The 21730-nt window shown below is 37.4% G+C and carries 22 protein-coding genes; 5 read left to right on the top strand and 17 right to left on the bottom strand.

What is annotated here, in order from left to right; translation table 11 throughout:
- The 14 genes from Q1R07_RS10140 to Q1R07_RS10205 form a co-directional block, all read right to left on the bottom strand.
- On the bottom strand, nt 1-592 hold a 592-nt coding region (locus tag Q1R07_RS10140), incomplete at its 3' end, for a hypothetical protein (protein WP_300489461.1).
- Nucleotides 593-924: 332 nt separating this feature from the next.
- Complete coding sequence (locus Q1R07_RS10145) at nt 925-1551, bottom strand: hypothetical protein (protein ID WP_300489464.1); 627 nt, start codon at nt 1549-1551, stop codon at nt 925-927.
- Between the two features lie 6 nt (nt 1552-1557).
- On the bottom strand, nt 1558-5148 hold the full coding sequence (locus Q1R07_RS10150; protein ID WP_300489466.1) for a peptidoglycan-binding domain-containing protein: 3591 nt from the start codon (nt 5146-5148) through the stop codon (nt 1558-1560).
- A 138-nt stretch (nt 5149-5286) separates the two neighbouring features.
- On the bottom strand, nt 5287-6750 hold the full coding sequence (locus Q1R07_RS10155) for an ATP-binding protein (RefSeq protein ID WP_300489469.1): 1464 nt from the start codon (nt 6748-6750) through the stop codon (nt 5287-5289).
- A 521-nt stretch (nt 6751-7271) separates the two neighbouring features.
- Complete coding sequence (locus Q1R07_RS10160) at nt 7272-8294, bottom strand: DUF2268 domain-containing putative Zn-dependent protease (protein WP_300489472.1); 1023 nt, start codon at nt 8292-8294, stop codon at nt 7272-7274.
- A gap of 101 nt (nt 8295-8395) precedes the next feature.
- Nucleotides 8396-8833 (bottom strand): hypothetical protein, encoded by a 438-nt coding sequence (locus tag Q1R07_RS10165; protein ID WP_300489474.1) that lies wholly within the window; start codon nt 8831-8833, stop codon nt 8396-8398.
- Between the two features lie 36 nt (nt 8834-8869).
- The gene (locus Q1R07_RS10170) at nt 8870-10402 is read right to left on the bottom strand and encodes a hypothetical protein (RefSeq protein WP_300489477.1); all 1533 of its coding nucleotides are present in this window, start codon (nt 10400-10402) and stop codon (nt 8870-8872) included.
- 1 nt (nt 10403) lies between these two features.
- Nucleotides 10404-10967 (bottom strand): hypothetical protein, encoded by a 564-nt coding sequence (locus tag Q1R07_RS10175; protein ID WP_300489480.1) that lies wholly within the window; start codon nt 10965-10967, stop codon nt 10404-10406.
- Nucleotides 10968-11214: 247 nt separating this feature from the next.
- A complete protein-coding gene (locus Q1R07_RS10180; protein ID WP_300489483.1) occupies nt 11215-12018 on the bottom strand; it encodes a DUF2490 domain-containing protein in 804 nt (267 codons plus the stop codon).
- Between the two features lie 135 nt (nt 12019-12153).
- Nucleotides 12154-12924: a phosphatase PAP2 family protein gene (locus Q1R07_RS10185; protein ID WP_300489486.1), complete on the bottom strand. Its 771-nt coding sequence runs from the start codon at nt 12922-12924 to the stop codon at nt 12154-12156.
- A complete protein-coding gene (locus Q1R07_RS10190; protein WP_300489489.1) occupies nt 12924-13913 on the bottom strand; it encodes a phosphatase PAP2 family protein in 990 nt (329 codons plus the stop codon). Before Q1R07_RS10190 ends, Q1R07_RS10185 begins: the two co-directional genes overlap by 1 nt.
- A 310-nt stretch (nt 13914-14223) precedes the next feature.
- Complete coding sequence (locus tag Q1R07_RS10195) at nt 14224-14391, bottom strand: bacteriocin (protein WP_300489492.1); 168 nt, start codon at nt 14389-14391, stop codon at nt 14224-14226.
- 10 nt (nt 14392-14401) lie between these two features.
- Nucleotides 14402-15043 carry a CPBP family glutamic-type intramembrane protease gene (locus Q1R07_RS10200; protein ID WP_300489495.1) on the bottom strand — a complete coding sequence of 214 codons (642 nt, stop codon included), beginning with the start codon at nt 15041-15043 and terminating at the stop codon, nt 14402-14404.
- Nucleotides 14988-15173 (bottom strand): hypothetical protein, encoded by a 186-nt coding sequence (locus tag Q1R07_RS10205; RefSeq protein ID WP_300489498.1) that lies wholly within the window; start codon nt 15171-15173, stop codon nt 14988-14990. The genes Q1R07_RS10200 and Q1R07_RS10205 overlap by 56 nt, the downstream gene beginning before the upstream one ends.
- 196 nt (nt 15174-15369) lie before the next feature.
- Between Q1R07_RS10205 and Q1R07_RS10210 the strand changes: the two genes are divergently transcribed.
- The 5 genes from Q1R07_RS10210 to Q1R07_RS10230 all read left to right on the top strand — a co-directional run bounded on the left by Q1R07_RS10210 (nt 15370) and on the right by Q1R07_RS10230 (nt 18864).
- The gene (locus Q1R07_RS10210; protein WP_300489501.1) at nt 15370-16125 is read left to right on the top strand and encodes an AraC family transcriptional regulator; all 756 of its coding nucleotides are present in this window, start codon (nt 15370-15372) and stop codon (nt 16123-16125) included.
- Nucleotides 16126-16151: 26 nt separating this feature from the next.
- The gene (locus Q1R07_RS10215; protein WP_300489504.1) at nt 16152-17309 is read left to right on the top strand and encodes an NAD(P)/FAD-dependent oxidoreductase; all 1158 of its coding nucleotides are present in this window, start codon (nt 16152-16154) and stop codon (nt 17307-17309) included.
- Between the two features lie 135 nt (nt 17310-17444).
- Nucleotides 17445-17657 (top strand): hypothetical protein, encoded by a 213-nt coding sequence (locus Q1R07_RS10220; RefSeq protein ID WP_300489507.1) that lies wholly within the window; start codon nt 17445-17447, stop codon nt 17655-17657.
- Entirely contained in the window at nt 17657-18475 is an 819-nt protein-coding gene (locus Q1R07_RS10225; protein ID WP_300489509.1) for a hypothetical protein, read from the top strand. Before Q1R07_RS10220 ends, Q1R07_RS10225 begins: the two co-directional genes overlap by 1 nt.
- 38 nt (nt 18476-18513) lie before the next feature.
- Nucleotides 18514-18864, top strand: coding sequence for a DUF2200 domain-containing protein (locus Q1R07_RS10230; RefSeq protein ID WP_300489511.1), 351 nt, complete (start codon nt 18514-18516; stop codon nt 18862-18864).
- 10 nt (nt 18865-18874) lie between these two features.
- Here Q1R07_RS10230 and Q1R07_RS10235 read toward each other — a convergent pair whose 3' ends face one another.
- The 3 genes from Q1R07_RS10235 to Q1R07_RS10245 form a co-directional block, all read right to left on the bottom strand.
- On the bottom strand, nt 18875-20290 hold the full coding sequence (locus tag Q1R07_RS10235) for a PLP-dependent aminotransferase family protein (RefSeq protein ID WP_300489513.1): 1416 nt from the start codon (nt 20288-20290) through the stop codon (nt 18875-18877).
- A gap of 34 nt (nt 20291-20324) precedes the next feature.
- The gene (locus Q1R07_RS10240) at nt 20325-20705 is read right to left on the bottom strand and encodes a hypothetical protein (protein ID WP_300489516.1); all 381 of its coding nucleotides are present in this window, start codon (nt 20703-20705) and stop codon (nt 20325-20327) included.
- A gap of 109 nt (nt 20706-20814) precedes the next feature.
- On the bottom strand, nt 20815-21711 hold the full coding sequence (locus Q1R07_RS10245; protein WP_300489519.1) for an alpha/beta hydrolase: 897 nt from the start codon (nt 21709-21711) through the stop codon (nt 20815-20817).
- Nucleotides 21712-21730 lie beyond the last annotated feature (19 nt).

Consider the following 21730-nt stretch of genomic DNA (forward strand, 5'->3'; position numbering starts at 1 on the left):
TTTTGATGATCACATCCGTTTCGGAAATCATTACATATACAAATTTGAGTTTTCCGTCGAGTGCATGAAAAGCCGCTCTAGCGAAATCGGAAGCCGGTACGCCCGTATATTCCTTTACTTCCCCGTTTGCGTAATAGAGTATTTGTCTTCCTACGACATCCGGTTTACCTGTTTTTTTATCCGGGGCGACTTCGGCAAAAACCTCCTTACGCATTCCCGGATCGACAATTGTTCTCAGATGTAATTTTGTGAGTTGTACCAACTCTTCCGGAGTGGCGATTCTGTAGCTATATCCGTTTTCTTTCGAAATCGAAAAGACAACAAAACGTCCCGGTTCCTGAGCAACGGTAATATCGAATTCGATATCGCTAATACGTCGGTTTATCGCAATATTGCGGTATTCGGAACTGTCTTTAAGTGCTTCGGGTATTGCATCCCTGTTTATTTTTCCGTCAACAAGGGTAAAGTAGGATTTACCGCTAGAACCGTTACCGGAATATGATGGAATATTATAAGTTGTGAATTCTACACCGGCGGGCAGCGTGTCTTTTATAAGCTCAAAAATTTCATTGAGTTCTTGTTGAAAATCCATATTTAGGTATTTGGTTGACTGTAATTACTGTAAAATTGCTCCGGAATTATTCCATTACATTTTAAAGAGTTATTCCTTAAAGCTCATTTAGACTCTTTAATCATCGCTTGCGGTTTGTAAGTATTTACCGCTATTTTGAATGTCATAAAAATACTCAAAGTTTTTAAATACAATCTATTTTGTATCTTAAAATTACAGCCGTAATATTATCATTTATGTACTTTCCTGTTTTAAACCTAACAAAAGTTATAAAAAAACAAAAACCACAACTTTTTGTGTTGTGGTTTTACAATTTATTACTGGTGTTCAACTATAAACAATAGGTACAGGTACTATTCCTGGTTTTCTCTTGGAATAGGATCGCCTGTTTTGGGATCGATGGTATACTTTTTATTAAAACTTTCAATTGTCTCCGGTTCACGCGTTATGGGATTATAACCATATTTTAAAATATAACCGGTAACGGTATCCGGTTCCCCCATATTTCCGAAAAAGCGTGGTGTTGGATCCGCATTATAATTATCCCACCATTCCTTTTCTTTTCTTTTTTCCTCGTCTGACATTAAAGCTCTCTTTCGGGCTTTTTCTTCTTCATATATTTTTGCATTAAATAACGCCATCTGACCGATATGATCTTCGGATAACGAATCGTAAATCGCTCTTCTTACTTCTCCGTCTTTTTGATATATGCTAATTTTTTGTAATAAATCATCGTCAAAAGTCTCGGGCAAATTACTAAAATCAACATACGGTAGTTCTGCGTTTCGCTCTTCTCTGTATTTTTGAGCTTCTTCAGACGCTTTATAAATACTGTATTGTTGTTGCTGTAGTGGTGTAAGTACCGCAAATACTTCGTCAAAAATAGCATTGTTTAAATCCTCGATATTTAATAATAATCTTAAATTAAACTCGGGCAATTCGTTTTTAAAACGTGTAAAATCGTCTATGGCAAAAATCATATTTCTTTATTTTAATGGTTTTACTAATTCTTTGTATCCGATCTCATAATGTTTTACACCATTAACGGTCTTGGTATACTTGGGTTCCGTCATTTGACGAAAATACCCTTCGTTCATAAGTACTTCCTCCTGTATCATTGTAGATGGAGGATCAGCATTAAAGTGTCTTGTTTTTCCAAAATTCTTACCCCAATCGGACAAATCATCAATATAAACACCTTCTGCTGTTTCTATTTTTCTAATAATGGCTACTTTTTCTACTACTTCTGCTTTTCCTACTGTTTCTGCTGTTCCTGCTGTTTTTCCTTTTCCTGCATTTTTAGCAGAAAGTTGAATAAATCCTTCGGCCACTTCTCTATCTAATGAACCGGATACCATCCCTGTAAAAGCAACTTCCGTCCCTTTTCCATTTTTTAATGTTGACTCAAAATACTCTAAGGTTTCCGTTCGTCCACTAAATACTATTTTCCCGTACATATTTCGCTCTTTAACTTTTCTCAGTTTGTCTAAGGCACTTTTTAAATCTTTATATACCGCACTGTTATATTCACCCCACCAGGAAGGCATAAAACGAGCTGGCGTGTTTATAAATCCTCCATCAACTGTAAAAGCGTGAACCGAAGCCAGTTCAATATCGGTCGCATCACCGGTTGGCAATAATTTATTTTCGCGTTTTAATTTATCAATATCATCTAGCGAATTTATGATGTCGGGTGTATTTTTCCAAAATTTATGCCATCCATTATCTCCAAAGAAACTGTCGTAACTTTTTAGAGCTTCGGTAAAGGCTTTCGGATTATCTTTATAACCTTTTTTAAGGTTATCAAACTCCTCTTTCCCCATTTTATTGATCTCGGCACGAACTTTAGGATCTGCCGAATCTAAGGCCTTTTCAAAATTTAGTAATTCCGCTTCTGTAGGATATTTTTTGGTCGGAATGACTTCGATTTGTGGTTTGGAAGTAACCTTTTTATTTTTCGGTGTTTCCGTTTGGTTTATTTTCGTTTCCGTCGGTTTTGGTGCTTTTCCTCGTGGTAAATTTTCTGGAGTATCAATAAATTCAGCGTGTTGTTCCGGGTTGAATTTTTGTTTTGTTGTTACTGTTTTCTTTTTTTCAACCGGAAGCTGTTCTACTTCTGCTCCTTTTAAATTTTTACTACTCAATACCAACAATCCCGTAGTTAAGGTTAATTGCGCTACGATCTTAACCGTAGCATCAATTTTTTCGGCAGTTGTTAGTTGATCATTAGCATTGATCGCTTTTATGCTTTCCAGACCGTCGACTGTAATCATAATACCCGCCGTACCGTTTAAGGCAAAGTCGGTTATAACAATATAACGCAATCCCGTTGCTGAGATTTTAACAATTGGCAGTCCTTTATAAACAACTCGGGACATGGCACCACCTATCGCCAAAAAGCTTGAAGCAATCATGATGGTATCTAGGGCTAAGGTTTCGGATGTAAGGGTTCCTTTTTCCATTTTATCCACAATACTAGCCGCTCCGGAAGTAGCTCCTGTTGCTCCGGAAGCCACAAACAAGAACGGTGCAATTGGTGCTGCCGGGGTAAACGAAGCTACTATTCCGGCTACAGCCAATCCTAACGACGCCCAACCGGCTCCCGAAGAAACGGTTTCCCAGAACGAAGCGCCATTTGTCGTGAAGTTTCCTTTTAAAGTAGGATAGCCAAAATCATTTGCCGGGATTTCATAAGCCAGCATACCATCCGGATAGGTATTTTTGCTATCAAAACTTTCAAATAGTTCTTTTATATTTTTTCCTTCGTATGTACGCTTATGTTCTGCTCCCGGCGTAAGGTCGGATAAAACATAATTCCCCGGATTGTTTTTGCTTTTTCCTAAAAACAAATTAAGTGTTATCGTTTTAGTGGTTTTGGTTTCTATAGCGATCGCATTTACTTCTACTGCTGTTCCCGGTTTAATTGTATTATAACTGGTATCAATATCCGCTTTATATTTTTGAAATTTCTGAAGTGCTTCATAATCCTCACTTGGTAACACCACTTGTCGGAAGGACGCATAGCGCTCGGTTGGTTTGTTGTCTTTGTCTAACTCGATACAATGAATCACAAAAATACCGGACATCGTTCCTAAAAACGTGGCCGCGGATTGTGACGAATTCATGTTCCAGCCATCTTTACCGTAGTATTCTCCTCTTTGATAACCACGTACGACAGCATTCTTACCATAATTGGATCCTAACAATGCACTGGCATCACTAGACATTTCTTTTGGAGTTGTAATTTCTGCAAACCAAAAATAATGGTTGTCTTTGGTGTTAATTTTTCCTTGTAAAGAATAATATAATTGCGGAGCATAGCTTCCAATTTCACTTACTACTCTTTCCGGATTTTTGGTATTGTTTACCAATTTTATATAAAAATTTGGATCGGTTTTCTGGTCATTATCGGCACTTTTCGATAAATTCTGCTCTACAAAGGCTACTTGTTGTCTGAAGTCATTATAATTTTGCGTTTCATTTGACGACAACTCCTCTGTAGCCGCATCGGCAAGGGTTTTAACCTGATGCGTTGTGGTATAGGCGCTGAATGCTTTTTTCTCCGTATCTTCAATAATAAACATAAACGTATAGACTCCCGGATCGTAGGCACCTATCGAAAAGCTATTAATAACCCTTCCATCTTGATAAGCACTATTGGCGGCACGAAAATAGGGCGTCGCAAAAAGATCGTAAACCCTATTATTTTTTTGAACCAGTACTTTGCGGACTACTCGTGGCAATACGAGTTTTTCATCCAACGAGCGAAATGATCCCGTTGGGTAATCGAAGACACAATCAAACTCAATTTTTGAGCCTTCAATGGTATATTTTGTTTTCGATTTAATCCATGGGTGCAAAGCATTAACAATAACCGGAGCTAAATCAATTGTCTTAAGTTCCAGATCAGCCATTTCGGTTGTAGTCGTACTTTCCGATTGTTGTTGCTCCTGCGGTTGTTCGGTCTGCGGTTCTTCATAATCGGCATACAATAGATTTATCGCTTTATAGAGATCTCTGTCACCTAGTTCGTCATATAATTCTTTTACTAATCCTTTTTTTCTTTTGGAACTATATTCTTTATCATAATAGGCAATAAGTCGTATTCGATCATCTGATGAAAGTTTTTCTAAAGCACTAAAAATTTTGTCTTCATCGGTACCCCAAAGAAGATAAAACGTTCTATGGGTAAATCCTTCATATAACATTTGTGCCCGTTCCGGAATCGTAAGACCGCCATCTTCACCTTCCTGAAGGGCATTCAGTGCCTGATCCATTTTGAATAAAGTGATCATATCAAAAACGCCATTAGGCGTAATTCGTTGACTTATCTGAAAAGCGATTAGCGCATTTTGTGTATTTTGAGAAAAAGAGACTTGTTTTTCGGATATACTGTAACCCAATAAGTGTAATGCTTTGTTCACTTCCAAAACGGCATATCCGCTTTCAGAAAATTCCAGAGTGGAAATGCCTTTTTCAATTTTACTAAATGCCTGGTTTTTAAACCCGTCGTAGGTTAGTTTGGTAACTTCATTTTCTTTTAGTCGTATCGCGGCATCCTGATCCGTGATTTTCACTTTTGTTTTGTTGCCCGCTTGTGAATATGTGCTTGATTGCTCCTCATCTTTTTTTGTCCTGGGCGCAAATGTTTTTTTTCTGGTCATAAGTTGCTAATTGGTGTATAACTGTATCGTTACAAAAGATTTTGGTAGGTTCTATTCTGTTTTCCGTATAAATGGGTGTACCCGGGCTTGATTTTTCCCGAAAGATTTTTCGCTTTCGATGGCCAAAAACGGGCTTATCAATTCATGCGTAATAATTGTATCTCCCATACTATGTAATGCTATGGCAACATTTTTCATGATGTTCTTAATATTGGAACCGGTATAGGAATATTCTTTAGACAGGTGTTTTAAAAGCAGTTCGCTTTCGAACATGACATTTTTAGGCAGGTATTGTTTCCAAAGTGCTTCACGGGTTGCTTCTGTTGGTCGTATTACATTTATAGATAAATCGATACGTCGTTTAAAAGCATCATCCATATTGTTTTCAAAATTGGATGCCAAAATCGTAAGCCCGTCAAATTTTTCGATACGTTGCAGCAAATACGATACTTCCTGATTCGCATACCGATCGTGGGCATCGTTTACATCGGAACGCTTTCCGAATAAAGAATCTGCCTCATCAAAGAAAAGCATACAGTTTTTACCCTGTAACCGATTAAAAAGTACCTCCAGATTTTTTTCCGTTTCTCCAATGTATTTACTCACCACCTGAGAAAGGTCAACATGGTACATATCAATACCATATGTATTCGCAAGTATTCCGGCCAACATTGTTTTTCCGGTTCCCGGCGGACCATAAAACAAGGCCATAAATCCGGATTTAAAACGGTGGTTTCCGTTTTTAAAAAAACCACTTTCCAAAGCTTTAATATATTGTCCGATGGGTTTTATTTGTTCCCGTACCATCGGTTCTAAAACAATATCGTCTAAGGTAAGATCCGACTCATATAAACTTCCCGGGAAATAACTACCATGATCCAGTCGTGGTTTTTTGCCCGATAAAAAATAACCGGAATACGCAATGTCCAATTCAATCTGTCCGTGAATAAAATCGGTTGTCGTACGATTGTAAATAATATCATTTTGTACGACCACACTTCCTTCGATCAGTTGTGCATTATAATAGGACCATAATGATAAATCAGTACCAGCGAGTAAAAAAAGAGCCGTTTGGAAGGTCGGTTTAAAAGTCCGACTACCACGGTTATATTCGCCTCCAACCTCTATCGCCATTGCACTATTCGTTTCTTCTATTTGTATAAACGACTTAAATAGCGATGGATAATGTGCCGAAGCAACGCCTAAAACCAATAAAACCCGGTCCATCTCCTGAAGCTTATATGTATTAATTGTGCTGCCATAGGGGGAATCATTGTCTACTACCGGCAACTCCGGAATTTTTTCAAAGTCTTCCGATGTTGCTTTCCCTTTTAAAAACAGCTCCTTACAGCGTATTGCAATTAACGTTTCCAGCCATTCCATTTCTTTATTCAGAGAATCATGACTTACAAGTTTAGCTTTTGTCGTAGTACACTCACTTTTTTTAATCGTGATTACCTCTTTTTCTACATACTTTTTTTGAATACTTTCGGTTGGAAGGATCGAATGGCTCATAATTTTTTTTGATTGTACTCTTTAAAGAAATGTGTCATCGTATAGCATTCAACACCTATAACAGGACATTGATACAACCTCCGACGTACATTATTGAAAAAGAAAACACCCCTTTGGAACGGTCTTTTTCAACTTGGTTTTATTTCTCTAAAACGGGTTTTAAAATTTATACTTTCAAGGCTCAAAATTATCAGAAGTAAGGTTATCTGACTATTTATAAGGCTATTGGATTCTGTCTTTGCAGTAGAAAGGAATTAGGTACAGCCGTTGAAAAAAGGCAGAAATGAGTACTGAGCACTTTATGGAAGTTGTATTGCCATTTATGACAGGTTTTTACAGATATATTAACCGATCTGTATAAAATAAAAAATGCTTTCCTCTACAATCGGAAAGCAAATGGGAAGAAATTATGATCAAAAAGAGCAATTAATACCAGTATCATCTTACAAATAAATGAAACCGGAGCGGATGAGAGTATCCGAAAAATTTTAAAACATTAGAAATCTAGATTCCCAACGCTATTATAACTTTTGAATGTAATTTTCGTATCCGCTTTTTTCGAGTACTTCTGTAGCTTTTAAAGTATAAATATCGCGCCAGGAATTTTTACCATGCTTTTCCACGTATTTTGAAATGATTCGAAAGCCTAACCAATAATTTAGCGTTTTGGGTGCCTCCGGAAACAATTTTAGTTTGTCGTTTCGCAATAACGGATTGTCTCCCGATTTGTCGGAAAAATAAGGTTTTACTTTTGTAAAGATTTCTTTTTCGTGTTTTAAAAACCAATCCCAATCGGCTTTTGACATATTTTCGACAGCCTCGTGTTCGGTAATTTTTTTGTTGAAAAAAACATAGGTAAAATAGCACGCAAAACCTTCATCTATTGTCTGACTTAAAGCCGAATTACTATCGACATCATCCCCTCTGAATTTTTCATAAACCAAATGATTCAATTCGTGAGGCAAACCCTTTTCTAAAGAATACTGTACATCGAGCGTATTATTATTTAATTCAAAGGCGAATTGCTCCGCATTACAGCCTCCGAAACCAATTCCTGTAATGGGTGTAAAAAGAATGCTGATCCGTGCTTTTGGCACATACGGAACCATTTGTTCAAATTTTAGTAAACGCTCTTTGAACACCTGTTCCATATCTATTTGTAGCATTTCCAAAACACGTTGATCAATAAAGATTTTATTTTCTTTATAAAAGGTTTTATTCCATTTGATCATTCCTTCGGGCGTGTTAAATTTTGATGCATTTTCTTCGCCAAATATTGCTCCATAGCAATCATCCCATAAACCTTTATGTGGTTTATACACGTTTTCAACAATTCTCAAACTGTCGTATATTACTGCTTTATGTGCTAAAATCTGATTTTTAAAAAGATTCAGAATTGTTATTTCCCCTACTCTAACGCTATCCGGAATTTTTTCCAATCTTCTATAGACTTCGGCTTCTTTATTCATAGAAACAGAATCCTTTTTTGGCAGACACGATGTTAGTGCCAAAGCCATCAGTACGGAAACAATAATTTTTTTCATAGTATTAAATAGGTTTCAAAAATCAACACAAGAGCCGTACGGGGCAAAATCGTACTGCAATTCTTATTTTTTGTTTTTTTTCAGGGAAACAAATGTCTTGCTTATGATTTATTTCTTTTATAAACCCTTATCTTTTCATGATCAAATCCAATGATATCGGCAATCGCCATAAAAGTAGCGATTTCAAAAGTCTTGGTGCTCGAATCGGTTGGACTCCAGGAACCGTCAATAATCTGATAACTAAAATTATAACTACTAAACGGTGCCATTCCCATTGGGATATTTATAATATTTTTTATCGTCGATAAAATGGCATCCATATATTCAATCGGAATTTTGCTTTCCGGAACATCCCAGACAAAAGTACCGGACTCTTTTAGCATCCGGATATGCACTACCGCATATTTCTCAACTGTCTGTCGCAGACAATTCCCAATACCGATGTATTCATCTTGCGTAAAAAGAAAGGCTTTAAATGCCTCCCTGATTTCTTCATAGGGAAGATGTTCGGATTTTTTGTTGTGGATATAGAGTTTCATCTCGTTACTTTTATAGTGTTATCTATTTGCTCGCTTTTAGTCATCGTTATATTCATTTCCTTTTAAATCCAACCAGCCTTTTTGTCCGTTTCCGAGCTCAAAACGGGCAAAATACCCTTGAAAATCACCTATATTTTTATACCGAAATTGCTTTTGCAAAGGAAATAGTAAAAACAAATCATTCTTTTTTATTTTGTAAAAAGGTGCTTTGTACACTACCGATTGTAGGTTTTGATAATTCGTAAAAGCATTGTTGTCAATAAAATAGTCCGCTTTGTCTTCCGGTTTAAGAAAATAGTGAAGATAATTCATTCCAAATGTTCCGTCTTTTCTTAAAAAAGTAACGATAACATTGTCAAAAGCAACATGCTTACTCATCCTTTCTTTTTTATTAAACGCACTATAACGCCCAAAATCCACACCATTTTTTATCGTATCCTTTGTAGCATTTTTTAAATAGATTTCCTGAATTCCAGTTGTGTTTTGTAAAACAATACTGTCAGAAACTGTATATTGATCTTCGAAACCGAAATCGTTCAGATTTCGCATTGTAAGCCTAAAATCCGTATTCTTTTTACTTAATGCTATTTCATAAAAGTACTCTCTAGGTGTAGGTTCATAAATATGATCAACCATATAACTAACCTTTGTTTTCAACTCCTGTCCGGTCCAGTCAATTGATTTAAGGTTGTTCTTTTCGATTAGCTGCAGGAAACCCGGATTGACCTTTACCGCTTTAACCTTGTGTTGGTTTAGTTTTTTAAAAGTTAAATTATATACATCGATCGATTTTCCAGCATACCCTATTATAATCTTACCCAAAGTAATAGTATCATAGGTTTTACGGATTAGCGTTTCGTTATAACAATTTTTCAACTGTACCTTTTTATTGGATAAGGTATCTATTTTAAAATAATCCTCTTTCAGGTCATAAAAAGCATGATTTGAAAACGTATAAATTTCACGGTTGGTCAAACTCTTTTTTTCAACTTTTAATTCGGGAACATACGCATCAAAAAGTCCAAAGAGAAGTATTTTATTCTGAACGGGAATCAGGTATAACGGTTCGTTATCATACGTATATAGTATTCGTTTTTGATCAAATTGAATAAAAATATAGGGCAGGAATTCTTCTATATTTGTGTATACGTTATCATTCTGATGCTTATCTGAAAAAATCGCAAAATAATTCGGATTGAATTGGCATAGTTTACGAATCTCATAATGTTCCTTATCCGTATCATCATCCGTATAGGTAAATTGTAGTTCCTGAAGTTTTTTAAAATTATAACTCCCGTCTATTTTGTCATATGAAATAGCATTTTCCTGTTTGAATAGTGTCTCGGCTTCCTCTTTTTTTATAGGACTTACAACCGATTTTATTTTTTGTTGCTTTCCTTCAAAACGGACTTCAATTTGTAAATGATAATAGTCGGCTCCTTTTTGGATCACTATTCCTTTTCCCGGAGCGATGCAGTACAATTGTCCTTCGGTAACGGTATGGGTTTGTTGACCAAAAGAAAACTGGTAGAGTAACATTATGATAATACACGATAGTATTTTTGACATCTTATTTCAAAATCCAATTGTTAGCATTTAGAACAAAGTCCATTACTCGTAGTGCTTCACCGGTATTAAAATTCGTTATCGCAATTTCAACTTTATCTTTACCTATCGCATTGTACTGAACTTCATACACATTCTTTTCACTCATATTTTCATGCTCAAAATTTACAATGGCCGATCTAAAACAACCACAGCCTTCATAGCCCGTTGAGCTTGTTCCGGTTACAATTGTTACGTCGTTGTTTTTATAAATGGGCGGAAAACTTGTCATTTGATCAAAATAATATTGTGATTTGATCGCATATTTTAATGCCTCCATTTTCTCATTAAATGGTGATCTCGAATGTATTTCGCTCCCACAAATAAGAAAAGGGTTATAAACAATCAAAAACAGAGTATCCTTAGTAGTCGCAATTTTTGCAACTTCTTTTACAATTGATGCCGTTAATCCCTTTTCATTCGCAATTCGTTTTGATTCCGGCATGTAAAAATCTGTTTTAATAAAAACAAAATACGCGGTAATCAGAATAACGATAAGAAAACAGATAATTATCTTTACTTTTTTCATTAATTGCTGTTAAAAAGATTATTTTTTTACTGTAAACAACAAATCTATATAAAAAAACGGCTCTTTTACAATAGTATTTCGATACGATTGAAAATTAAAATTTTACGAAAAAAATTAGTCGTACAACTAAGAAAATTACCTTACCTAACAATACATTTTTAACTTTCTGATTTTTGTAATAAAAGGATTGCTGACACAACATTTGGAAAATGTGAACGTTTTTTTGTGATCAACAAAAATGATAGTGTCACGAATACGGAATCGTCCAGATAAGATCGACCGCCAGGTAATGCACCCCGGATTTCGCGGCACGATATCCTTTGATCAGATTATTCACATAACCAATATCCACTGTAAGCGGTGTTTTGGGAATCTGCAACATATAGTACAAACCTAATCGCGCTTCTTTATACGTAAATTTCGACCACTTTTTATCGTCTCCGTTATAACGACTCACCGCAAAGAGACCTTCAGCACTTAAAGTAAATGCCTGTTTTGTTTTGGTAGGAAAATTATAGGCTAGCTGTGTTTTGAGTCGGCTTCTGAACTGAAAATTTTCAGCTGCTTTATTGAAATCGGCGGTATAAAACTTTCGAAATTCCTGACGGGCGGTATTTTTCCATTGCCACTGATCACTCAAATGCAACGTATAGGCATAACGTCCGTATACCCGGAATTCCTGTTCGACGTCTTCAAAACGATAAGGTGCTTTCGTTTCGTAATTATCCTGTCGGCGATAACTCACCGCATAACTATACTGCTGATTCGGAGCAAAATTGCAATAGATTTCGTGGTTCAAAACCAAAATTGCCTGATTTTCGAGTAATCCGGAATGATCCGGATCACTCTTTCGTCCCAGTCCGATATAGGTCATGCTTTCTTTTTTCCCAACGGAATCCAGCTTGCGTTTTACGCCAACCGCCGACCAAAAAGCAGTTTTTGTTTTCCCCAATCCGGGCGGACTTAATTGTGCCTGGATCGTATGAAGCGATCCCATATTGAATGCAAAAAACAGGAAAAGTGTTTTTGTTATGGTTGTTTGTATGCGCATTATAAAAAGCGTTTGAAATTTGAGGTGTATTCGTTACAGCAGCAATACTACGATGCAAAACTGTAGTGATTCTGGAATACCGTTCTCAAAAGCAACTTCTTTTTATCCTGTTTTTTTGAACTATAGCAAAACGATTTATTTAAAATTATAATTCAATGCCAATCCGGCTTTATTATCGATATACGTCGGACTAAAACACACTCTGTTATCCTTTTTTACCTCAAACGTTAGCGGATTAAAATAATAGGTTAAAATAGCCGTAGTCATCCCGATTCCGGCACCGGCGGTGATATCGCTCACCCAATGGCGGTTGTTCATTACCCGTAGTGCTCCGGTAGTTGTTGCAATCATAAATCCAGTACTGGCAAACCATATATTACTATTTCTATATTCTAAAAAATGTAAAGTCGCACAGGTAAAAGCGGCTGCGGTATGACCGGATGGAAAAGCATTACACGCCGAATTATCCGGTCGTAAATCACCAATATTATTCTTTAATGGTAAGGTAATCGCGGTTAGCAATAATTTTGAAACCAACAGATTCGAAAGCATACGGGCATTGCTATGCTCCGATTTGAATCCCATATAATTCCCACCAAACATCAATGCAACCGAACTGTATTGGAAATAATCGTCGAATGAGGTTTGAAACGATCCGAAATTTCGATCTCTAAACTCTTTTACATTGTTGTTAACTGCAGAATGCCGAAGCAAGGTACCACCTATAATAAGTGCCGACGGAATGATAAGCTTTTTGTACGAAAAACAGTCTTGTTTTACCAGGGTATCGGACTTGATCAATATTTTGGATTCTACCAAAGTATCGGATACTGTTTCCGAAAAGCCCGAAACAGGAAGGCATAGTACTGCTACAAAACAGCACAGTAAATGGTGGATTTTTGTCATTAGAATGTCATTTTAAGGCCTAGGGTTTGAAAGCCATAGCGGTGGTAGTTTCCGGTAACGCGGAGGTCGTATTTTTTTTGAAGGTTGGCCTGTCCGTTTTTTTTGCGGTCAACAAAACGGTTTCGGGCAATATTTTTACCGCTAAAATATCCGATGATCAAAGCCAAAGGATAGTCGGATATCCAGTGTACTTCACTTTGAACCATTTGGAAACTCAAAAGTCCAATGGCCGAATAACCAACCGGTTTAAGCCATTTCACTTCGGGATAATTTGTGGTAATTACCGTAAATGCCGACATGATAGTAGCAAGGTGACCGGATGGAAAGGCGTCGTAAGTAGGCGTATTTTCACCATAGGCCGTAAAAGAAGGAAATGGATTCCAATCGCCACCCGGATTACCGTTTTCACGAGCGATAAAAGGACTTTCTCTTCCGGTAGTTCGTTTGAGTACCTGAATATAAAACCCTGATAATGCCATACTTTCGAGCATACCCGAAGCGGTGGCATAGGCCCGGTAATCATTTGTAAAAAGCGCATGCGTCATAAAACCAGCCGACAGCAACAATACCGTAGTTCCGTTACCCACCAGATAAAATGCCGCACCGGTATTCTGAGGAATATTACTCAGCGGTCCCAAACTCCCGTATTTATTATCGGGCGACAATCCCAATTGATCTGCAAATCTTCGGGATTCATCGATTATATCCTGATCAAATGGAACCATAACTGCCGTAGCTGCCAAAGCGCCACCTAAATACCAAGCGTGATCATCGGCAATGAAATCCCTGTTGGTATCTTTAAAATCGTGCCACAGATTGGTTACCGGTTCGTGCCATTTGGGTTGATAGTAAATTCTTTCGGTATTTGCATCAATGGTATATGTTTGCGTTTTTCGGTTTTCAAAACGTTTGTTAAGTATTGATAACGAATCCGATTGCGAAAAAACGCATCCGGAGAAAAATAAAAGTAAAGGGATGAACCTATTCATTGCTGTTTGTAAAAGTGTGCCAAAAGTATAGTAATAAAATTCATGCCAAAATTTTACTACAAAATAAAAATTCATAAAAATGTTAAATTTTATTACAAAAACATATTTTATATTATTATTTTAAATTAGTGTTAAGTTTTCATTACTATTTTAAAAAATTTATTGCGTTATAACTATTCGAACATCTTAAAGCAGTATCAAACCTCTTACTTTTATTTCGTATCCGGCTAACTTTCGTAATATGAAAGTGTTCTATCAAATACTATTTTAGCACCATTCAAACAAACTAGCCCATTCTACCAAACTCTCTTTACCCTGCGGAATGCATTTTTCCTCCCTTACCAACTTCATTTAAATAGCCCAAACCATCTTTACACATACACCATAACTTATGGCAACTGCTTCCAAAATCCCGAATCCAATCCCCTCCTCTAATTGTTTTTAACTCCTGTATCGACAACTCCTTAAAATTTTCCATTTCTATTTTTTTAAAGCTGCATTAGTGCTAACCCAACAAAAACCAGATTATATAATGCATGATAAATAATTACATTTAAAAATATGTTTGAAGACAACCGAACATAGGTTAATACCGTTCCCAGTATCATTTGAGGAAAAAACTGAATTACCAATGCATATACCGGAAGTTCTTGGAGTGAGGCTACAGTATAATTAGAACTATGTGAAATTCCAAAAATTAAAACATAGCTTACAAGAAAAATTTTAGGGAGTATTTTCTTATTTGAAAAACGAAATACAATAAAAGCCAAAACGTTTAACAGAATCATCAAAACGAGTAAATACGAATTAAAATTCGCGACAAAGGCAAAAACAACTCCAAATAGGAGTCCTAAATTAGAATAGTTACTTTTTACTAACGCATATCTAAAAGCGATTTCCTCTACTATGGGAGCCAAAACAGTTACTACAAACAGTAATTCCAATGGCGACTCCAAATAAGCCATAAGACGATCTGACTGGACACAATCAATATTAAAATAACGTATAGCCAATTCTATAATGACAATAAAGGAAATATGAATGCAAAAAATCGCAATAAATAGTGCTCTTTTTTTATTTACAATCACATTCAACTGCATTCCAACCTTCAACGAACCGATCTGCAGCATCTGCAAGCGCTATAAAAACACCGGCTCTTTCTGCCCATTTATACAGTTTATTCCAAGGTATTCGGCCTCCTTCTATACTTTTCATTTCCAAATCACTAAGTACAACCCTATTTAGTTTTTCTAATTTCATTTCCTTCCTTTTTATTATTACAAAAATAGACCATGCTACTAAAAATAAGGAGCTTACTCCTTGTACAAGACGAAACGTTCCAAGGTCATTTTTTTTTCATCGACGTATTTTCATTTGATCAAATTTTGTTCGGGCGATTTATTATAATTGATAATTTGCTACTTTTAAACCTGTATCCTAACACCGAACAAAAGCCATGGACAAGGATTTCCAGTACCAATTCCAAGAACCGGAGCCTGCACTCGCCGATTATATCGAAAGCATTGGGATGTTTTCCAATCCATCCAATCAGGAAAAAGAGGTCGTTGTAATGCCCGATGGCCGGGTTGATCTGTTTTTTTCGCAAACTGGAACCGGAACCATCCAGACGTTACTCCTCGGACTGGAGACTTATCCCGAACAAAGAAGCGTTCCGCCGCAAACCCGTACTTTTGTAATTAGCTTTAAGCCTTTGGGTGTTGAATATATCCTACAGCAATCCATAGCGTCATTACTGAACACCGCTACAGATCTTCCGAATGGTTTTTGGGATTTCGACACCGATGATTTACTCGATTTTGAAACTTTCCATAAAAAAGCGACTCAGCAATTAACCGTGCATTTACCTTCAAAAACAGACGACCGAAAACGCCAGCTTTTTGAGCTAATCTATACTTCCAAAGGCGAAATGAGTGTCGCGGAACTTTCGGAAAAAACCGCATGGAACAGTCGGCAGATTAATCGTTATTTTAACCAGCAATTCGGACTTTCGCTAAAAGCCTTTTGTACCATTTTACGCTTCAGAGCCTCTTTGGAACATATCGCCCAAGGCAAGTTATTCCCGGAATTAAACTTCACCGATCAGAATCATTTTATAAAGGAAATCAAAAAATTTTCGGGTGTTGTTCCAAGTGAACTGTCCAAAAATCAAAACGACCGATTTATACTATTATCCGTTTTAAAACAGCGATAGCTTTGTATCCACATTAAATGTAGGATATGAAACTAGCACATAAACAAATCGCCATCATAGGTGGTGGTCCCGGAGGACTAACATTAGCCCGACTGTTACAACTTCAGGGCGCAAACGTCACCGTATACGAACGCGATTATAATCAGGAAGCCCGTTTACAGGGTTCTCCTTTAGATTTACACGAAGGATCGGGTCTTGCAGCCGTATACAAAGCCGGTTTATTCGAGGCCTTTAAACAGAATTTCCGCCCCGGAGCCGACAAAAAGCTAATCATGAACGAAAAGGCCGAAATCGCCTATAGTGATCACGATGCCAAACCGGAAGAAAACTTTGGTCATGCCCATTTCCGACCGGAGATCGACCGCGGTCCGCTGCGCAACATGCTTTTGGATTCTTTACAACCGGGAACCGTGATCTGGGATCGTCATTTTATCCGAATGGAAAAACAACACCAAGGTTGGCTATTGTATTTTAACAATGGTGCGACTGCCTATGCCGATCTTGTTGTTGCCGGTGATGGTGCCAATTCGAAAATACGTCCGTACCTTACGGATATCAAGGCTTTTTACTCCGGTATTACCATGGTGGAATTTACGATTCCAAATGCCGAAAAAGCGGTTCCGACTATACATGCTTTACTAAATGATGGCAAAATCATGGCTTTTGGAAAAGAAAAATGCCTGCTAATGGGGATGAAAGGCAATGGTGAATTAACCTTTTACGCCAGTTTTAAAGTTCCGGAAAACTGGACGACCACCAATGGTTTGGATTATTCCGATACGGCACAATTACAGGAATGGTTTCAAACGGAATATATCGGATGGGACTCCAAATGGAACGAACTGTTTGAAAGTCCCGCTACGGTTATCCCGCGTCCTATTTATTGTATGCCTTTGGATCAGACCTGGGAAGCGCAATCCAATCTGACGCTTCTTGGCGATGCGGCTCATGTCATGCCACCTTTTGCCGGTGAAGGTGCCAATATGGCGATGCTCGATGCGCTGGAATTAAGCGAATGCCTAACTTCAAATGAATACGACAGCATACAGGAAGCGATAGCCGCCTATGAAACCAATATGCGGAAAAGAGCCGCCAAAGCCGCTCAGGAATCCCTTGAAAACGGTGAACATATGCATTCTGATAAAGCATTAACCACTATGTTGGAATTATTTAATAGTCATTAATGTTTGGAAAAGTAAAAGCAGGACAAATTTGGACTTTAGCCGGTTTTTCCTGTTTTTACCTGATAAACGCCAGCGAAACTATTGCTCGCCCCTTTTAAAATCGGTATATTTACAATTATAAAAACACAAAGCGATATGGATTTTTTCAAAAATATATGCAAATGGTTTGGTAATAACAAAGACTCCGATATTGAAAAAGTTACGGTTACTTCTTCCGGTGCCTTTTATATGAAAAGTGAAGATTTATTTAATGATGATACAGAAGCTTTAGCGCTATTGGATAAATTAGATAAAGCTGTAAAAATTTATAAAAGTGACAATAGAAAATATTGTTGTCATTCGGATTAATGCCACGCCTTGATTTAATCATTTTACCCTTAATTGCAGGATATATATTCCTTTGTACTTTTAATTTAACAAAATACTATAACATTAGAGTTGACAAACAGCGTTTAATTTTTAATTCACTGATAAGCAGTATTATTCTAACAATTACTGCATTTTTATTTGATTATATCATTTTACAAAACCATTATTCTTTCACCTCGCTTCAATCATTTCCACAATGCCGAAAGGATATCAGTGAATTCATCGATAATGTTCTTGGGAAAAACAATATTGTATTCGGATTAAAACATTTCATCTTAATTTTTCTGGTGTCCTATCCTTTAGGAAAATTTCTAAATATTATTTTTCATCGAAAATATGCTTTTGCTTATTCTATTCGGAAATGGGGAAATCAATTGGATCGAATATTTTGGTTTTCACTTACCGCAAAAAAAGATGAAAACAAACTTTTGACAATTACCTCAAAAAGCAACGAAGTTTATATCGGATATGTAACTAAAATTTCAGAACCTTTAGGTGAAAGTCATATTCGAATGATCCCAAACTTTAGTGGCTATCGGAATAAAGATAATTTAAGAATCGATATTACAATAAAATATACCGACATCATTAAAGAGTATATCAAGAGTAATCGAAAAAAGGAAATTGATGAAAAATTAGGTATAATCATACCCGTGAATGAAATTCTGATTGTTTCAAAATTTGATAGTGACATCTTCGGTCGCTTTAACAATTCGGAAAATGACAAAAACAATCTTACTTTATCTCAAAAATTATATAAAGGTTTCGAAAGTTTTTTTAAAGAATTGTCCCGATGAAGTCCGATATTTACAAACGCAATAAAAAAACTACTCAAATGGATAATTCAAGAGTATACAAAATGGCATTTGCGAGTGTTTATCCGCATTATATCCAGAAAGCAGAGAGAAAAGGTCGTACAAAAGACGAAGTCGATACAATTATATTCTGGCTTACCGGATATGATCCGCAAAGTTTACAACAGCTTCTCGACAACAAAACCGATTTTGAAACCTTCTTTGCACAAGCCCCGCTTTTAAATCCGAATGTTTCCAAAATTACCGGTGTGATCTGTGGTTACCGTGTCGAAACTATTGAAGATCCGCTGATGCAGAAAGTTCGTTATCTCGACAAACTAATTGACGAGCTCGCCAAAGGAAAAGCAATGGAGAAAATTTTACGAAACTAAGACACCGCTATTAAATACTGTTTTTAACCATAGTGCCCAGTTTTTTTAAATCGTTTTCAACGCGATCGGTCCATTCCATCGCATAATTGAGGCGCATACAATTGTTATACTGATTGTATTGGGAAAACATTCTTCCCGGTGCAAAATTCATTTTTTGCTTTAAAGCCTGTTCGTACAAATCTTCCGTACAAATCCGTTTGTCCAGTTCCAACCAAAGCATAAAACCGCCTTTTGGCTGCGAAATTTTAGTATTATCCGGAAAATACGTTTCAACCGCACGTTGAATCTGCAGATAATTGGCATACAATTTTTGTCGGAAGGTTCTCAAATGATGATCATATCTTCCGTGTTCCAAAAAATGCGCGATAACATCCGGAAACAATGAAGGAGAACAAACCGTTTGTCCGATTTTCTGGCGAATAATTTTATCTTTAAACTGTCCCGGTGCTACCCATCCGACCCGATAACCCGGTGCCATTGTTTTGGAAACCGAACCGCACCACATTACCAATCCGGCTTCGTCGTAGTATTTACAAGGCTTGGGACGTTCCGCTCCGAAAAAGAGATTGCCATAGATATCATCCTCAATCAACGGTACATTATAGTGGGTGATCAATCGAACCAGTTCTTTTTTATTTTCATCCGGCATCTGGAATCCCATCGGATTATTAAAGTTGGTCACAAAACAACAGGCGGCTACCTGTGGCAGGATTTCTTTTAACGCATCGAGATCGACCCCCAAAACCGGATGTGTTGGTACTTCGATCGCCCGTAAGCCCAAAAGCTGAATCGCCCGAAGCACTCCAAAATAGGCCGGCGTTTCGATCGCCACAGCATCGCCCGGTTTGGTAACCGCCATCAGTCCATTATAAATCGCGTTGATCGCACCGGAAGTAATCACCAGATCCTCTTCGGTAATTTTGCCTTCCAATACCAATGCCCATTTTGCAATTTCCCGACGCAAATGTTCGCTTCCCTGAACGGGTTCGTAGGATGTCGCACTATCGTCCCGGTCTTTTACCGCTTTGATAATTGCCTTGTTTAGTTTTGCCAGCGGAAGGAAATTCTTTCCCGGAATACCCAGAGCAAACTGTGTTACGTCTTCATTGGCTATCGTTCCGAAAACTTTGTCGACTAAATCCTGAGCGGTTTCTTTCTTTTCCGTAGCTTTAATTCGGGTGACACTCGGTAATGCCAGTTTTCGCTGCGACGTCTGACTCACAAAGTAGCCCGATTTGGGTCTTGGTTCGATCAATGAATGACTTTCCAACTCCAGATAGGCCAGTTTAACCGTATTAATGCTTACATTATACAGCTTTTGCGCACTTCGGATTGACGGTAATTTATCACCTTGTTGTAAGGTTTCACTTTGAATCTGTTCGGCTATGGTTCTGGCTATTTTTTGGTACAACGCTTCTGTTTTCATCGGACTACTTTTCACAAATGTATTGTTAAACTCTTTAATTACAGCTATAATCCAGCCAGTTTAAAAGGCATAAAATGCCCGATTGTAACGAAGCGGCATCTTTAAAAGCAACTCTTTTTTCCAGAAATTCCATGGCAACCTGCTGTTCCCATTCTGTTTGTATTTTCGGATTTTCGGAAGATTTCTGATATATTTTATATCCTATTTCTCCATTTTCATTTACGATCAGACTGGCAAAAGCAATTGGCTTGGTATTATTTTTCAGTTGTAAAAACGGAATTCCGAACGACGTTCCAACCGACGTATCCTGTGGCCGGCCGTTCCATTCATTAAAGGAATCTTTTAATTGTCTTATATCCGTGGCATATACTTCCGCTATACTCCACGCTGCTTTGTCGGTAACGATACGGTTCATAACATTTGATTTACTAAGACAAAGCTATAAAGGCACTACCAATAGTTACAGATACAGAAAAACTTATTTTTATAGACACAGATAGTCTGCAGCCGTTTGTTTTAGACGACTATTGCTTTTGGCGTTTAGTATTCGCGACAATTAATTCAGTCACAACAGTATAGCATTCCGGTGGAATGGCATGTCCCATTCCTTCTATCAACTCAAGTTTGGCATCCGGAATAGAACGGACTAAATCCCTTGCGCATTCCGGATGAAAAATCGGATCTTCCGTACCGTGAATAATTTGTGTGGGTACCATTATTTTGTTTAAAATCGCTTCCTGATAACTCCAGGAACCCATGGCCAGCAATTGCCTTAAAACACTATTCCCGGGTTTGGAACGTTTTAATTCGGTTTCAATCATCTTGCGTTCCTGTTCTTCATCCAATGGAAAAGCAGTTCCTGCAATACGCTTTGCAAAAGTCAGTGCATGCGTAATATAGGCTTCGCGATCTACGGATGCATCGACCGCCGGTTTTGTCATCATAGCCATAACATCCGGTGCGACCGGTGGCAAATTCGGATTTAAAGATGTTGACATAATGATGGTTAACGACCGTACTCTTTCCGGATAATTGGCTCCCAGTAATTGCCCGATAATGCCGCCCATCGAGCGTCCTGCTATATGTGCTTTATCGATTTTCAGATGATCCAATAAGGCAATCACATCGGCTGCCATATCGTTTAACGAATACGGAGGCCCTTCCCTTTTCACTTTTTCAAACGCTTTTTCAAGATCACCGTCATAATCATTTTTAGAATCGGGTTTATAAACGGAAGCGCCCGAATCCCGGTTATCCAAACGGATTACCTGAAACCCCTTTTGAACCAATAACTGGCAAAAAGCCTCGTCCCAACGAATTAACTGACTACCCAGACCGGGAATCAACACGATACTTTCCGGATTATTTTCGCCTAAAACGGTGTAACACAATTCGACATTATGTATTGAAATTGTATGCATATTAGTATAAACTTTTCTA

The organism is Flavobacterium sp. (assembly GCF_030146175.1).
In the GTDB taxonomy this organism is placed as follows: domain Bacteria; phylum Bacteroidota; class Bacteroidia; order Flavobacteriales; family Flavobacteriaceae; genus Flavobacterium.